Origin of the sequence: Parabacteroides distasonis ATCC 8503 (assembly GCF_000012845.1) — a bacterium.
Classification (GTDB): domain Bacteria; phylum Bacteroidota; class Bacteroidia; order Bacteroidales; family Tannerellaceae; genus Parabacteroides; species Parabacteroides distasonis.
Window position 1 is genome coordinate 3,594,431 of the sequence record NC_009615.1, and the last position, 17,147, is coordinate 3,611,577.

The following is a 17,147-nucleotide window of genomic DNA, read 5'->3' on the forward strand; positions in this document are numbered from 1 at the left end:
TTAAATGAAGGTTTATTACATACTAAATATTAACAAGAGATTCATACAATCCTTGTTTACCTTCCCAATTTAATTTCTTTCGTACTCGCAAACGTGTACGATCGACGGAAGTAGGAATAATATTTAAAAGGATAGATATAGCTGTTGAATCAAGTTTAAATAATGTAAGGAAACAAAGATGCATCTCCGATGGTGACAAGCCTGCATCCTTCAGTACCTTTATAACACTAGGGTAAACTTCCATCATCAAAACTTCAATATCAATCCACATTTTTTCGGAAACGGGTGCTTCAGAATGATTAGGCTGCACAGTTTGAGATATTTTCTTTATTTTTTTAGCTAAATTACTATTGAGAATTTTAGATTCTCTTAATTCGAATAATCGAGATCTCAAGCTATCTACCTCTTTCTGTACATTTTCATATTCCACTTGCATTTTCACCGAAGAATACTGAGTATTTTGCAATTGGATTAGTTCATCACTCTTTCTCCGAAGTTCTGCATATAATTGATATATGCTTTGATTCAAAGTATTAATTTTTTCTTGTTGTTTTAAAAGTGAACGATTCTTTCTTCTTATCGTAGCTAAATAGACAATAATGAGTAAAGCACATAAAAATAACAATATCAATATAAAAGTATAATTCCTTTGCCCCTTTAATAGTAATCTTATATTTTCATTATGCAATTTCAAATGTTCATATTTTTGTTCTGTATCATATATATCGACAGATTTACTTATATTCATAAGGGAATCCTCTGCTGCTACATATTCTTCATAAAAAGACAAAGCTCTTTTATAATCATCTCTTTCTTTATTTATTTTATAATAATGATAAGCAATAGTAGCCGGTACAAAATCATTATCTATGGATACACTATTAGCCTTTTGAAGATAATTTTCCGCTTGTTCTAAATTTCCACGCTTTTGCTCAAGATCTGATAAGGTCAAATAATCCGAAGCAGTATCACTCGAATCCTCTTTTATGCTCTTCAATAAATATTTTTCAGCTAAATCATATTTTTCCAAAACATTAAATATATTACCTAGACCATTGTATACATAATTTCTAACCTCATCTACTCTCAAGGAATCTATTATCACTTCTGCTCGCTTCAATATAGTTAAAGCTAAATAATTAGAATCAACATCCATATAACTCCTTCCCTCATTCACAAACGAACGCACATAGCTTTTCATATTACCGGCCAATCGAAAATACCGTCCGCTCTCCTTATATTTTTTTGCAGCTAACACATAACGATCATCCAGTTCATACAAATCCCCCATATAACTACAAATATACCCGGCACGATTATAGTTCTTAATCGCCAACGCTACCTCCAGCGCATCGGAGTAAGCCCTCATTGCCTTCTCGTACTCCTTATCCTCCACATACGAACGCCCCAGATAAAGGCCGATCTCAGCCTCCTCTTCCCGCATCTTTTTCTTTTGATAGTATTTCAAGGCGATCTCAAGCTGGTTCGTATAAGGCATTTCGTCCTCTATTTTATCGGCGGCACGTGCGTACAACATACACCAACGGGCTATCAGACGGGGACTCATCTCTTCCGGGAGCGGAATGGAATCCAATGTAGTGATTACGCTATCCGGATAGGCATCAAACAGGCGTTCCGCCTGATTGATCAAACGGATTTCCTCAGATTCATTTTGGCATCCTACCACAAGGAAAGTCAAGGAAGTTAATAGTATATATATAAATGACTTCATCCTTTATTATAGATAAGCAAAATTAAATATTTTTAATTCATAAACAAACGATAGAACAACAAAATAACAAATACAAGAAGAAAAAACACACAATAAGTCCATGCAAAGGTATCAAGTTATATATACATGAATATCAGTGATATAAAAACATCATCATGTTTTCCGGAAAACACGTACATGTTTTTCCGAAAAGTCGTACGTGTTTTTCATAAATCACGTACGTGTTTTTCCCGGAAATCTTATAAGGAAAATAAGAACACATAAAAAATAGACAATAAGCCGGATCAGCAATAACTCATTGTACAACTTACAAATGCAACCAATCATTAATATCCAACTAGCTTATTGCTTATCTCAATTATTTTACAAACCTTTGCGAACATAATATTAAACTAAAATCTTTACTATGGAATTACAAACGATACAAAACAAGATTCACGAGATCAGAGGGCAAAAAGTCATGCTGGATTTTGATCTGGCGGAAATGTATGGAATAGAGACAAGGGTACTTAAACAGGCAGTCAGGCGTAATCCTAAACGATTCGAGGGAAATGATTTTATGTTTGAATTGACCAAGGAGGAACTTTCAAGATCACAATTTGTGACCTTGAATAAAGGTAGAGGTAATAACTTTAAATATATGCCATTCGCTTTCACGGAACTAGGAGTCGCAATGCTAAGTAGTGTGCTGAACTCAGACATTGCGATCGAAATCAACAGAAACATTATGAGAGCCTTTGTCGCTATCCGGAATTATACCTTACAAACTATCACTAGTTCCATCGAAATTAAAGAACTACAAGAACGTATCAAATCTCTTGAAATGGCTAATGAGGAAACCCTTTGCGCTATCAATGATCTCAGTGAAGACACCCAAAAGTCTTTGGATAATATTTACATAGCTCTTTCCGAACTGGCTACAAAGAAAAAGAACAATGCTAAAAGACCTAAAATTGGTTATATCAAATAAAGTAAACTAATAAGTTCTTATACTATGGAATTACAAGCGATACAAAACAAGATTTATGAGATCAGAGGGCAAAAAGTCATGCTGGATTTTGATCTGGCGGAAATGTATGGAACAGAAACCGCCCAACTGAAACGTGCGGTCAGACGAAACATAGAACGCTTTCCTGATGATTTTATGTTCACATTAACAATTCAAGAATTTAACAACTTGAAAAACAATATGGTATGCCAAATTGGCATCTCAAAGAAAGGAGGTAACCAATATGCTCCATTCGCTTTCACGGAGCAAGGTATAGCAATGCTTTCTTCTGTACTCAGATCCGATACAGCCATTAAAGTCAATATCTCTATCATGCGTGCTTTCGTCGGCATACGACAAATAATAAGTTCTTCCTCCCCTTTGCTTGAACTCCAACAAGAAGTAAAGGAACTCAAAGCGTATATCGAAGAAGCATTTGCCGATTACAACGACATCAACGAAGATACCCGTACGCAACTTGAGCTAATCAATCTGTCACTCGCTGAGTTACAAGCGAAAAGAACCGAGAATCAATCTCGCCCCCGGATTGGTTACGTGAAATAAACAGTTCATGTAAATAACTCATATAAAATAAATAAATTCACTAACTTTGTGGCCTTAAATAGAAAACGATACAAAAACGATAAACGATCATGGAGTACAATTTCAGAGAGATTGAGAAGAAGTGGCACGACTACTGGATTGCCGAAAAGGTTTATAAAGTCGAAAAAGACACGAATAAGCCTAAATACTATGTATTGGACATGTTCCCCTATCCTTCCGGTGCGGGATTGCACGTTGGCCACCCGCTCGGTTATATAGCTTCTGATATTTATTCGCGTTTCAAACGTTTGCAAGGTTTTAACGTATTGCACCCGATGGGTTACGACGCTTACGGATTGCCCGCCGAGCAATACGCCATCCAGACCGGCCAACATCCGGAGATCACGACAAAAAATAATATAGCCCGTTATCGGGAGCAATTGGAAAAGATCGGTTTCTGCTACGATTGGAGCCGTGAGATCCGTACCTGCGATCCCGAATATTACAAATGGACGCAATGGGCCTTCATCCGGATGTTCAACAGCTACTACTGCAACGACGAGAAGCAAGCCCGCCCGATCAGCGAGTTGATACAGGCTTTCGAGACCAGTGGTACGGAAGGTCTGAACGTAGCTTGCGGAGAGGAACTTAGTTTCACCGCCGAGGAATGGAAAGCCAAGAGCGATAAAGAAAAACAAGAGATATTACTCAACTACCGGATCGCTTATCGTGGCGAGACCATGGTAAACTGGTGTGCCGCCTTGGGTACCGTATTAGCGAATGATGAGGTCGTGAACGGTGTTTCCGAGCGTGGAGGCTATCCGGTGGAACAAAAGATCATGCGCCAATGGTGCTTACGTGTATCCGCTTACGCGCAACGCCTGTTGGACGGATTGGATACGATCGACTGGACGGATTCCTTGAAAGAGACCCAAAAGAACTGGATCGGACGCAGCGAAGGTGCCGAGGTTCGCTTCAAGGTAAAAGACAGCGACAAGGAATTCACGATCTTTACGACCCGTGCCGATACGATGTTTGGTGTTACCTTCATGGTATTAGCTCCGGAAAGCGAATTGGTTCAACAATTAACTACGGCAGACCAAAAAGCGGAAGTAGACGCTTACCTAGATCGCACCAAGAAACGTACCGAGCGCGAGCGCATCGCCGACCGCCAGGTAACCGGTGTATTCAGTGGTTCCTACGCTATTAACCCGTTTACGGGCGAGGCGGTTCCCATCTGGATCAGCGACTATGTATTGGCCGGCTACGGTACGGGAGCGATCATGGCGGTTCCGGCGCACGATAGTCGCGACTACGCTTTCGCGAAGCATTTCGGACTGGAAATCCGTCCGTTGGTGGAAGGTTGCGACGTAAGCAAGGAAAGTTTCGATGCCAAGGAAGGTATCGTATGCAATTCTCCGAGAACCGGCGTTACTCCTTATTGCGATCTTTCCTTGAACGGACTGACGATCAAGGAAGCGATAGCCGCTACCAAGAAATACGTAAAAGATCACGATTTGGGACGTGTGAAGATAAACTACCGCTTGCGCGACGCTATTTTCAGCCGCCAGCGTTATTGGGGCGAACCGTTCCCGGTATATTACGACGCCGATAGCATGCCTCAGATGTTGCCGGAAGAATGTCTGCCCCTGTTACTGCCGGAAGTAGATAAATTCTTGCCTACCGAGACGGGCGAGCCTCCATTAGGACACGCCGTTAAATGGGCTTGGGACACGGTAAACCAAAAAGTCACCGAGGTATCAAAGATCGATAACCAGACGATCTTCCCGCTGGAGCTTTGTACGATGCCGGGCTTCGCCGGTTCTTCCGCTTATTATTTGCGCTATATGGACCCGCATAATGATAAAGCCTTGGTCGCTAAAGACGTGGATGAATATTGGAGAAACGTGGATTTATATATCGGTGGTACGGAACACGCTACCGGCCACTTGATCTACAGCCGTTTCTGGAATAAGTTCTTATTCGACTTGGGTATCGTTTGCGAGGAAGAGCCGTTCAAGAAATTGATCAACCAAGGTATGATCCAAGGACGCTCGAACTTCGTGTACCGCATCAACGGAACCAATAAATTCGTTTCCTTGAACTTGAAAGACCAATACGAGGTCACCCCTATCCATGTAGACGTAAATATCGTATCTAACGATCTGTTGGATATAGAGGCTTTCAAGAACTGGCGTCCGGAATACAACGACGCGGAGTTCGTATTGGAAGATGGTAAATATATCTGCGGATGGGCGGTCGAGAAGATGTCCAAATCCATGTTCAACGTAGTGAACCCGGATATGATCGTTGAGAAATATGGTGCCGATACCCTACGTTTGTACGAGATGTTCCTAGGCCCGTTGGAGCAATCCAAGCCTTGGGATACGAACGGTATCGATGGCGTACACCGTTTCTTAAAGAAGCTTTGGGGTTTGTTCTTCGGCAATACGGATACCCTTCAAGTTACCGATGCCGAGCCTACGGCCGACGAATTGAAATCCTTGCATAAGCTGATCAAGAAAGTAACGTTCGACATCGAGCATTTCTCATACAACACGTCCATTAGCGCCTTCATGATTTGCGTGAACGAGTTAACGAGCTTAAAATGCAGCAAGCGCGCCATCTTGGAGCCGCTGATCACTTTATTGGCTCCGTTCGCTCCTCATATAGCGGAAGAGCTATGGCATCAATTAGGACATGATACGACCATCTGCGATGCCCGGTGGCCGAAACACAACGAAGAATATCTCAAGGAGAAATCCGTTGTTTACGCGATCTCATTCAATGGTAAAGCTCGCTACAACCTAGAGCTACCGGCGGATATTTCTAAGGAGGACGCCGAGAAAGCGGCTTTGAATCATGAGAACTCAGCGAAGTGGATGGAAGGCAAGACCGTTAAGAAGGTAATTGTCGTTCCCGGCAAAATCGTTAATATCGTAGTGGGATGAACTTAAAACTCACAAAAATCTATTTTTCCGTACAGGATTATCTAATGATCCTGTTCGGAACTTTATTATACGGATTCGGATTCAACGCCTTTATCCTTTCCAACGAGATCGTGACAGGTGGGGTAAGTGGTATCTGTGCGTTGATCTTCTTTGCCTCCAATGGATTGATCCCGGTATCCGTATCTTATTTTGTCATCAACGTAGCCTTGTTGGTGGTAGCCTTAAAGATCCTTGGTCTAAAATTCTTGATAAAAACTATTTTCGGAGTTTTCTCACTCTCGGCTTCTCTCTCTCTCTTCGAGTGGCTGCTGAAAGGACAACCTATACTGCACGACCAGCCGTTTATGGCTATCATAATCGGAGCGTTCATGTGTGGTGCCGGACTAGGATTGGTATTCTCGGCGAACGGTAGTACCGGAGGTACGGATATTATCGGTGCGGTAATCAATAAATATAAGAATATATCGATCGGACGTATCCTTCTGTTTTGCGATTTCTTCATCATCAGTTCCTCTTTCTTCCTGTTCCATAACGTGGACAAGATCGTTTTCGGTTTCGTGGAGATGGTCATAAGCAATTACGTTCTCGACATGGTATTGAACGGTAACCGCCAATCCGTACAATTCCTCATCTTCTCCCAGAAGTACGACGAGATAGCAGATCGTATCATCCATGAGTTAGGCCGTGGCTGCACGATACTAGACGGTGAGGGCGGTTATTCCCGCAAACCCGTCAAAGTAGTCGTACTACTCGCCAAGAAATCCGAATCCGTCTCCATCTTCCGGATCGTGAAGCGGATAGACCACCAAGCGTTCATCTCCCAAAGTATCGTCCGAGGGGTATATGGTGAGGGGTTCGATCAGATAAAGACTTAAAAAAGAATATACAAACAATTTAAAGCATTTCCATACGTTATATATCTACCGTATAGAAATGCTTTCTTATTTAATAGATTACGAAATATGAAACTTGTATTCGCGACAAATAATCAACACAAACTGGACGAGGTCCGCAAGATAACCGCCGGATACGCGGAAATCATAAGTTTATCCGATATCGATTGCCATGACGATATCCCCGAGACGGCAGATACCTTAGAGGGAAATGCTTTGCTAAAAGCCCGCTATATCAAGGAGAAATTCGGATATGATTGTTTCGCTGACGACACGGGATTAGAAGTCGAGGTATTGAATAATGCTCCGGGAGTCTATTCGGCTCGTTACGCAGGAACAGAGCACGACTCGGAAGCTAATATGAACAAGCTGTTGTCCGAAATGAATCATAAAGAAAACAGAAAAGCACGTTTCCGCACGGTCATAGCTCTAGTCCTTGACGGAAAAGAATATACCTTCGACGGTATCGTGAATGGCTCTATCACTACCGAAAAACGCGGAGATAGCGGATTTGGATACGATCCTATATTCATGCCTGATACCTATACACAAACTTTCGCCGAGATGGGTAACGATACAAAAAACCAGATCAGCCATCGTGCGAAAGCCGTCATGAAGTTAACATCATTTTTATCTGATTACAATTGTTAATATGAGACATATACTTACTATCATTCTATTTTCATTTTTTTCATTCACTGTATTAGCCGCTAATTTTAATACAACCGGATGGAAAACGTATCTTTCTTACAATAACACAAACAGCGTAGAGGAATCGAACGACCAAGTATTTGTGGTAGCGGAAGGATCTCTTTATACGTATGGAAAAGATGATAATAGTATTAAGCAATATTATAAAGGAAACGGATTAAATGATAATACGATTTCTTTGATCCGCTATAATAAACAAACAAAATCACTCCTTATTATCTATGATAATTCAAATATAGATATACTTGAGGGAGGAGTGACGACAAATCTACCTTATCTGTCGACCAGTACGTCCATAAGAGACAAACAAATCAATTCAGTATTGGTACATGATGAATATGCCTATTTATCGACAGCATTTGGTATCGTCGTGGTCAATATGGCCAAAAAGGAAATAAAAGATACCTACAAGCTTTCCTTAAATATAACATCGTGTGCCATACAGAATGGCAATATATATGCCTCTACAACCAATAAGGCAGAAGTATCTTCGGGGATTATATACGCCTCATTAAAAGAGAACCTACTGGATAAGGCAAACTGGAAGCCCTATGGATTATCAAACCTTTCCGATAGTCATACGATCTCAGCTATCGCTTCATTCAAGAATACTTTGTTCTACTTGGTCAGTCAGCAAGGTATCTTCTATGAAAACAATGGAGAGCTTTCCCGAATAATAAATAGCTCAACCCTAAAATACATGAAAGTAATAGGCGAAAAATTAGCATGTATAGATAACTCAAGGGTTTTCATCGTATCCGATACGCAAAAGTTTGACCAAATAAACTTAAGTATCAATGATATCAGTACCTATCAAACAGACAAATATTGGATAGCGGAAGGAAGCAAAGGGCTACGTTCTATCCAACGGAAAGGATCAAATAGTTTTGAGGCTCTTAATGAACCTATCATTTTAGACGGACCTTACAGCAATAGCGCATTCGATATTGTTTGTAAAAATGATAAAGTATATATGATCATAGGAGGTAAAGACCTCCTAAATGGTAAGCGCTTCGACAAAGGAGGTTATATTCTTACATACGATTATGATAAATGGTCTTTTATCGATCCTAAAGAAGCCCAAAAGAAACTCAATTTACCAAGAAATCCACGAGACTATACAAGTATAGCCGTAACGACCGATGATTCTAATGATGAGATCGTATACGCCTCTTCCATGGGTGATGGCGTTATCCAATATAAGAATGGAACTCCCGTCCAGTCATACAATGAAAAGAATGCCTTTAAAGAAACCGCAGGAGGCTATGGGTCCGGTTATTGTTATATAGATGGACTGGCCTTTGATAAAAATGGAAATTTGTGGATGACAAGCTCAGAGGTTAACCATGCGGTACTTGTTCTTGACAAAGCAGGAGCATGGCATCGTTTGGATATCGAGCAACTTAGAGGAGTTTATACAATAAACGATATACTTATAACCTCCACTAACGACAAATGGATTTATGTGCCTCGTAACACCCCTAAACTTGTAATGATACCGAATAGCGAGTCTTTAGACGAAGTTTCCTCGTATGAGTTTACTACACTTATTGATACCGACGGAAAAGAATTGACTCCTAGTAATTATACATGCGTAGCCGAGGATAAGGATGGATATATCTGGGTTGGTACGAATCGGGGAGCCGTATACTTCACTAAACCTAGGATCTCTTCCGCTGAGGATAAAGCCGCTACACGTTGTACAAGGGTAAAATATACCAATGAGGAAACTGGCAATCTCGCTTATTTCTTAGATAACGTTGTCGTCACGACCCTAAAAGTAGACGCAGGTAATCGAAAATGGATTGGAACCAAAGGAAATGGCGTCTATGTTCTAGATAATGATAATGAGACAATCGTTTATCAATTTAATACGACCAATAGCCCGCTCCTTTCCGATAACATATACGATATAGAGATAAACGATAAGACCGGTGAAGTTTTTATCGGTACCGATAAAGGACTAAATTCCTATCAAGGAGAAGCTTCGGAAGGTAAATCTGATTACTCGGAGATCTACGCATATCCTAATCCGGTACGTCCCGAACATATGGATAAAGTAACGATTGTAGGATTAATGGATAATTCGAATGTAAAAATCACGGATTTAAACGGAAATATTATTTATCAAACTAAATCCTTGGGGGGGCAAGCTATCTGGAATTGCCGGAACGCAAACGGATCACGTGTAGCGACAGGCGTATATCTTGTACTAGCTTCCACGGAGGAAGCCTCAGAGAGCGTCGTAACAAAAATCATTGTAGTCAAATAGAACAATGAATCAATCAGAGAAAGTTTTACTCAACTCCAGATTAATAAATCAAGTAAAAGAAGCGAATAATTTTGATTTTATTCGCTTCTTTCTTGCGTATTCTGTCATGTTCAACCATTTCAGCACACTGACAGAGACAGATCCTTTTTGGTTTGTTAGCGGAGGATTTCGAGTGAAAGGTTTCTTTATTATTAGTGGATTTCTTGTTATGTTTAGCTTCTTACGTACGCCTAATACCCGGATTTTTTTCCGTAAACGTATTCAACGTATTATGCCCGCCTACAGCTTGACTATTTTATTATGTGCCTTAATCGGATTATTCCTTACTTCCTTATCCTGCAGGGAATACCTCACCTCTTCTAGCTTATACACCTATCTTATCTGTAATTTACTTACATTTAACTTTTTATCGCCGGATTTACCCGGCGTATTCGATACCAATCCTTTACAAGCGATGAATGGGTCTTTATGGACTATCAAGGTTGAATTCATGCTATATATCACCATACCCATTATCTATTGGTTACTGAAAAGATATAACAAATTAGTATGCCTACTTCTTATTTATATCTTATCTTTCATCTACTCGACAACGTGTAATTATTTAGATGATATGACACACAACCCTATTTATGAATTCATGAAAAGACAATTCCCCGGACAAATGATGTACTTTTGTTCTGGTATTATCATACTTGCCTATTTCCCTATTTTTCGAAAATATATGAGATATTTGTTCCCTGTCAGCCTATTTCTTTTATTGGGTAGAGAGTATCTGTTGCTGAGTATTTTCGAGCCTATCGCTCTAGCCTCTATCATTATCACGGTAGCTTACGGATTCAAGTGGTTACATGTATTCAACCGGATGGGAAATTTCTCGTATGGTATCTTCTTGATTCATTTCCCGATCATCCAGATATTCATTCATTACGGACTTGATCAATATAGCTTTATATTGACATTGGCTCTTACCACTATCCTTAGCACCGGATTAGGTATGTTATCCTGGAAATACATAGAGAAACCTTGTTTATATCATCCTAAAAAGAAAAACCAGATGAACGCAATGCTCGGATGATCGGATCTGTTATCTTCTCCGCTCCTTTCGCAGCGATTAATGCCAAGAACCAAATTCCACCATCCGTAAAAGAGGGAAACAACTACGACTGCAGAATTTATTTGCAATCGTAGTTGTTTCGCGAAGACAAACCAATATAGTAAAGATACAATATCAATGCTTTATACCCTCAAACATCTCCGAGCGATCTTCTTTCGCTTGGGTGGATTTAGCCTTGAAACTATTAAATGTCCAACTCAACGTCAACGTGATTTGTGGATATTTGGGTTTGATACGTGTCAGGGAGCGTAAATCTGCCGTTTGGATATCGCTGATATATTTGGCGGAACGGAAAATATCCCGGAAAGCTAAGGTGGCGGTTAGTTTTCGGTTACATAGTTGCTGGCGGACGGCTACGTTCGCGTACCAATAAGCGTCCGTACGGCCCTGCGTCGTTACGGAAGGGCCTACAAAACTACCATCCAATTGGATACGTGTGTATTTCCCCAGATTAAACAGGTTATTCCATAGGATATCATAATTGGTGCTAGAGGTCGTATTTCCACCGGCGGCCTGTTCGTTCTTCACCTTATAGTGATAAACGTTTCCGTTGACCGTGGTATTCCACCAGCGTACCGGATGCAGACTGACGCTTAGCTCGATACCCGTCGAGTAATCATGCCCTACGTTCGCCATCGAATCCAAGGTTACACCGGCTGAATAGGGAACACGCAACCGCTCGATCTTATCCTTCCGATACCGATGAAAGGCGGTGGCGGATACCGTGTTTTCCCCGAAACTCTTCCGGTAGTTCAATTCAAAGGAGTTGATGTACTCCGGACGTATATCCGGATTACCGATCTCGGCCGTATAAAAGTCGCGATACGTGATATAAGGCTCCATATAGAAAAGCTGCGGACGTGTGGTACGACGGGAATAGGAAGCCAACAAACGATGCTCATTCGGGAACGTATAGCCCAAATGCACCGATGGGAAAAACTCAAAACGATTCTTCGTACGATCCGCTCCCTCCACGGAACTTCGCAAGACCGTATGCGTATGCTCTCCCCGAACGCCGGCTTGCGCCTCTAAATTCTTCCACGTATGGGAAAGAATCGTATAGATAGAATTCACCCCTTCTTGAAAATAAAACGTGTTGTAGATATCATCACGCCAAAAGAACGTTTGTCCCTTGGGGTCCCACCATTCCATATTGTAATCGCCGTCTTCCAGATAAGAATAATATTGGTAACCCGCCTCTAGCTTACCTCCTTTTCCGAAAGGCAAGGCGTAATCCAGATTGATACGCATCGTTTCCCGGTGCTCGGCCTCATAAGCACGGTGCCCCTGTTGGCGTTGCCCTTCCAAGGACATCAAGTCGTTAAAGAAATATTCCAAGGCATGACCGCCATATTTGTAATAGGCACTACCGGAAAGCTCGTGTCCCTTATCGTTGAACTTATGCTGTACCGCCAGACTTCCCAAACCTATATTCTCATCATTATCATAATCATCTATGCTTCGATAATCTTCCGTCACCGGAGAGCCGCCCGCTACCGAACGGGTTTCCTTATAGTTCATTTCTCCCTTACGCTTATTTCCGCCATAGCCGCCCTCCAGATCCAACGCGATGGTTGTCTTGGGAAGATTCAGGCTCCAACCGCCTTTCATCGTATAATGATAGCTGTTTCCCGTACGAGGCCCGACGGAATGCGAGGTAGTGGTCTGATCGCCCACCACCGTCATCTTCTCTTGGTCGAAATCACTCTTGCGCAACCGGTCTGTCCACTGTCCGCCGATGTACCAACGGGAACGCTGATGTTGCTGTGCCAACAAGAAATCGACATGGCGGGAAAGCCACGTACTTCCCGAGAGATTCACCATCCCACTCAATCCCCGCTGGGAATGCTTCTTCGTGATAATATTAATGATACCTACGTCGCCTTCCGTATCATGCTTGGCGGAAGGTGTCGTGATAATCTCTATATTCTCTATATGCCCGGCCGGGACTTGCTCCAAAGCCTGTGTACCCGAGAAGACACTCGGCTTACCATCTATGTAAACCAAAAAGCCGCTGCTTCCACGAAAAGTAACATCGCCTTCCGCGTCTACCCGTATGGAAGGCGTATTCTCTAATATATCCACCGCGGAACCGCCTCCTCCCATCATATTGGAAGAGGCCTCGACCACTTTCTTATCCAACTTATAAACCAATTGGCGTTTCTCGGCCACTACCTCCACTTCGGCGATACCTACCTCCAAGGGACTCATCATCAACTTACCTAAATCCACCGGAGACGAGGCATCCAAGATGATATCATTCTTTGTAAACACATCATATCCCATCAGACGGACCATGACCACATAATTACCCGGAGCCACCTTAGTAAACGAGAAACGTCCTTGATCGTCCGGAAAAGTCTGTTGCAAAGGTTTTTCACTTCCCATCGCAAACAGAAAGATATCCGCATAATTAATCACTTGATTCGTAGAGGCATCTATTAACTGCCCCTTAATACGGGCATTCGGAGAAGAAGCCCACGAGAGCGCACAAATCACCCATAATAAGGCCAACATTAGTCCTATCTTTTTCATGATATTGAGAATTACAATTAGATTTCTACGCAAAAGTAACTAAATTCAGAATGTTACGGTAATTAATAGCGATCATTCTTGATATATTCTTTCCCGGGATCGTCCGAGTTCGAGTAGCGAAGCAAATGGTTTCTTCCTAGGGAAACAAAAGTTTCTATATGGGAAAACAGAAGTTTCTTCAGTACAAAACTTTAGTTTTCTTCTATGAAAACAAATGTTTTCTATGTGTAAAACTTTTGTTTTATACCATAAAAAACCACAAATACTTATATATTAATATTTTATCTATATAAAGAAAGGAAGAAAAACGGACTGATTATATACGTAGAGTGTAGAAAATTCCTTTGACGGCATGGCAAAGACACTTACTAAAAGCGGGAAATGATGGTAGATAAAGACTTACTATTGTAGATGTTTTCCTATCTACAACAATAGGATAAATATTTTAAATTCAAATGATTATAAGGATAGTTGTAGATATTGTACATAATTTTGATTATTTACATATAATAGACCGGGCTTAGCTTTTATATCATTTAAGTCCGGCCTATCGGTTGAGACCTATCCCGCATTTGTTTGGATCAGAGTCCCAGCTTCTCAGAGATCTCCAACATCTTCTTGATCGGTTTGATCGCCTTCTTCTGTACCTCCTCGTCCACGAATATCTCCGGCATCTCGAACTTCAAGCAATTATATAGCTTCTCCATCGTGTTCAAGCGCATGAAATTACATTCGTTGCAAGCGCAAGTACTGTCGTTCGGAGGAGCCGGGATGAATTCCTTATCCGGACTCTGCTTGCGCATCTCGTGAATAACGCCACTTTCCGTCGCTACAATGAATTGTTTCGCGTCGGACTTAATGGTATGCTTCAGCAAAGCCGCGGTCGATCCTACGAAGTCTGAGACCTGTATAACCGGCTGCTTGCATTCCGGATGGGTGATCACTTCCGCATTCGGGTACTGTTTCTTCAAAGATAAGATCTTCTCCAATGAGAATTGCTCATGCACGTGGCAAGCGCCATCCCAAAGCAACATATTACGTCCCGTGATGCTATTGATATAATTACCTAAGTTACGATCCGGACCGAAAATCATCGGTGTACCTTCCGGGAAGCTCTCCACGATCTGGCGGGCGTTCGTGGAAGTAACCACCACATCCGTGACCGCTTTCACGGCGGCGGTCGTATTCACGTAAGAGATTACCGTATGACCGGGATGTTGCTTGACGAACTCGGCAAACTCCGGAGCCGGACAACTATCCGCCAAGGAGCAACCGGCATTCAAGTCCGGTACCAGCACTTTCTTATCCGGACAGAGGATCTTCGCCGTTTCTCCCATAAAGTGAACCCCACAAAGCACGATGATATCCGCCTTCGTCTTAGCCGCCCATTGTGCCAAGGCCAGACTGTCTCCCACATAGTCCGCTATATCTTGTATATCGCCTGTTTGATAGTAATGCGCCAAAATAATCGCATTCTTCTCTTTACGTAACTTGTCGATCGCTTCCTTAAGGTCTAAATCCTTAGGAACGGGCGCATCCATGTACCCGATTGATTGGTTTGTCAACATAGCCTTATATATTAATGATTCCTGTTTCTACTGCTCCCAATAGGCTTTTCACTATATATAAACAATATTATCCACAGAAAGTATTACTGATAATCTTCATCTTATCTAGTTTATCAACCTATTGTTCACAAAGCACAAAGGTATAAACTTTCTTCATTTATAGAAATAACAAGAAAGATTCTTATCTTTGCCATCGATGGATGAGCTGTCGTGAACCATCAAGAGTTATCCACAATCATTATATTATATTCTTATTAATCTTTAATTTTAAAAATAAATATGATGAATATGATAGGCTGTTGAAATGGTTAATACATTTTTGTTACAATCTTTGGTTATTGACTTATTAAAGTCTGTGAACGGTTTATCAAAAGGATACCAACAGCATGGATGTCTATCTATAGATTGTAATTCTTATAGTTATAGACTTTATGAATATTTAGTTGTTTATTGTTGATAACCTTGATTGTGAAAAAATAGATCCTCCAGCAAGGCTGTCAATAGTGTATAAGGGCTGTTGATAGCGCGTAATAAATAAGTGGCTTATTCATTTGCTAATTTAAGAAAGGGGGGTGTATGGACAAGTATTTGAATAAAGCAAGAAATATTTTTCATTTTATGTCCACTACTTATTAATAGCTTTTCAACGGCATATCCACGGATATTCGCTACTTTCGCGGTCAAAGATATTTGTTATGCGAAAATTAAAAGTAACCGAATTGAACCGCCTGACTCCCGAGGCTTTTAAGGAAAGTAAGAAGATACCTTTAATCGTTGTCTTAGACCATATTAGAAGTCTTAACAACGTAGGTTCCGTGTTTCGTACCTCCGATGCTTTCCGGGTAGAGGCTATTTATCTTTGTGGTATTACGGCTTGCCCTCCGAACGCGGAGATCCATAAGACCGCCTTAGGAGCGGAAGAAACCGTAGATTGGGAATATTTCAAGGATACCCCGGAGGCTGTTGATAAACTGCGCCAAGAGGGATATACGGTATGTGCCGTAGAGCAAGCGGAAGGTAGTGTCATGTTAGATAACTTGCAGTTAGACAAGACAAAGAAATACGCTATCGTCATGGGTAACGAAGTAAAAGGCGTTCAACAAAATGTGGTTGATAACTGTGATATATGTATTGAAATACCTCAATACGGTACAAAGCATTCCTTGAACGTATCGGTTACTACCGGTATCGTGATCTGGGATTTCTTCAAGCAACTATCAGATTAAACCATTCTCAACCAATACGACGACCCGTTCGGTCATGGCATCTTTACCTTTCGGGTCGTATTCCGATTTCAGACTGGCTCCGAACATTCCGGCGAAGAAATTCCAAAAGCCCGCACGGAAACTTCCTAGATAGGCTTTCAATAAATTGTAACTGGATTGATTACATTCCCTATCGATCAGTTTGATAAGTAGCTTGCCTTGCGAGAAGGATAATTTTTTTAGTTCCGGTTTATATTGGGCGAACAACTCTTTCTCCATCCGTTTCAAGTGGGCTTGGCGGGCCTTGTCATTCGGTAAGGTTTCCATGTATTCGTAGGTCTCTATCAACGTGTCATACACCATTTTGGCATAGGGCAAAGTACGCTTTACGTCTCGTACCAACTTATTGTACTTGGCTTGTTCACGCTTATTCTTAAACTTAACTTGAGGATATATAAAAACTTCCCGAAGGTTGACGACAGCCATTGTATCACCTTCATACAGTTGAGCTTTCTGATAACCTTCCGGAACAATATTTGTCTTTACCGCCTGCGCCATCCCTTTAAAGCTACAGAGAACAAGTAGAGCCAAAACACAATATATCCCTTTTCGTATCATATACCGCGAAAATA

General features: G+C 41.4%; 12 protein-coding genes. 8 read left to right on the forward strand and 4 right to left on the reverse strand.

All coding sequences use genetic code 11. The features are described from left to right. Positions 1 to 22 precede the first annotated feature (22 nt). Positions 23 to 1,732: a tetratricopeptide repeat protein gene (locus BDI_RS15000; protein ID WP_005860394.1), complete on the reverse strand. Its 1,710-nt coding sequence runs from the start codon at positions 1,730 to 1,732 to the stop codon at positions 23 to 25. A gap of 406 nt (positions 1,733 to 2,138) precedes the next feature. On the opposite strand from BDI_RS15000, the gene BDI_RS15005 reads away from it, so the two are divergent. The 7 genes from BDI_RS15005 (at position 2,139) to BDI_RS15035 (ending at position 11,168) form a co-directional block, all read left to right on the forward strand. Continuing rightward, the gene (locus tag BDI_RS15005) at positions 2,139 to 2,702 is read left to right on the forward strand and encodes an ORF6N domain-containing protein (RefSeq protein ID WP_011967100.1); all 564 of its coding nucleotides are present in this window, start codon (positions 2,139 to 2,141) and stop codon (positions 2,700 to 2,702) included. Between the two features lie 24 nt (positions 2,703 to 2,726). Then, a complete protein-coding gene (locus BDI_RS15010; protein WP_008773200.1) occupies positions 2,727 to 3,284 on the forward strand; it encodes an ORF6N domain-containing protein in 558 nt (185 codons plus the stop codon). A gap of 89 nt (positions 3,285 to 3,373) precedes the next feature. Continuing rightward, on the forward strand, positions 3,374 to 6,214 hold the full coding sequence (leuS, locus tag BDI_RS15015; RefSeq protein ID WP_011967101.1) for a leucine--tRNA ligase: 2,841 nt from the start codon (positions 3,374 to 3,376) through the stop codon (positions 6,212 to 6,214). Continuing rightward, positions 6,211 to 7,089: a YitT family protein gene (locus tag BDI_RS15020; protein ID WP_011967102.1), complete on the forward strand. Its 879-nt coding sequence runs from the start codon at positions 6,211 to 6,213 to the stop codon at positions 7,087 to 7,089. The genes leuS and BDI_RS15020 overlap by 4 nt, the downstream gene beginning before the upstream one ends. Before the next feature lie 87 nt (positions 7,090 to 7,176). Next, the gene (locus BDI_RS15025) at positions 7,177 to 7,758 is read left to right on the forward strand and encodes a non-canonical purine NTP diphosphatase (protein WP_008773198.1); all 582 of its coding nucleotides are present in this window, start codon (positions 7,177 to 7,179) and stop codon (positions 7,756 to 7,758) included. Position 7,759: 1 nt separating this feature from the next. After that, a complete protein-coding gene (locus BDI_RS15030) occupies positions 7,760 to 10,090 on the forward strand; it encodes a T9SS type A sorting domain-containing protein (RefSeq protein ID WP_011967103.1) in 2,331 nt (776 codons plus the stop codon). Positions 10,091 to 10,094: 4 nt separating this feature from the next. Beyond that, positions 10,095 to 11,168, forward strand: a complete 1,074-nt coding sequence (locus BDI_RS15035; RefSeq protein ID WP_005860380.1) for an acyltransferase family protein — start codon at positions 10,095 to 10,097, stop codon at positions 11,166 to 11,168. A 153-nt stretch (positions 11,169 to 11,321) separates the two neighbouring features. On the opposite strand, the gene BDI_RS15040 is transcribed toward BDI_RS15035, so the two are convergent. Further along, on the reverse strand, positions 11,322 to 13,742 hold the full coding sequence (locus BDI_RS15040) for a TonB-dependent receptor (RefSeq protein WP_011967104.1): 2,421 nt from the start codon (positions 13,740 to 13,742) through the stop codon (positions 11,322 to 11,324). Positions 13,743 to 14,323: 581 nt separating this feature from the next. Continuing rightward, positions 14,324 to 15,310, reverse strand: a complete 987-nt coding sequence (gene nadA, locus BDI_RS15045) for a quinolinate synthase NadA (protein ID WP_008773192.1) — start codon at positions 15,308 to 15,310, stop codon at positions 14,324 to 14,326. 695 nt (positions 15,311 to 16,005) lie between these two features. Between nadA and BDI_RS15050 the strand changes: the two genes are divergently transcribed. Further along, entirely contained in the window at positions 16,006 to 16,536 is a 531-nt protein-coding gene (locus tag BDI_RS15050) for an RNA methyltransferase (protein ID WP_005860365.1), read from the forward strand. On the opposite strand, the gene BDI_RS15055 is transcribed toward BDI_RS15050, so the two are convergent. Next, positions 16,528 to 17,133: a DUF4294 domain-containing protein gene (locus BDI_RS15055; protein ID WP_008773191.1), complete on the reverse strand. Its 606-nt coding sequence runs from the start codon at positions 17,131 to 17,133 to the stop codon at positions 16,528 to 16,530. The two genes, BDI_RS15050 and BDI_RS15055, sit on opposite strands and share 9 nt — an antisense overlap. Between the last annotated feature and the right edge of the window lie 14 nt (positions 17,134 to 17,147).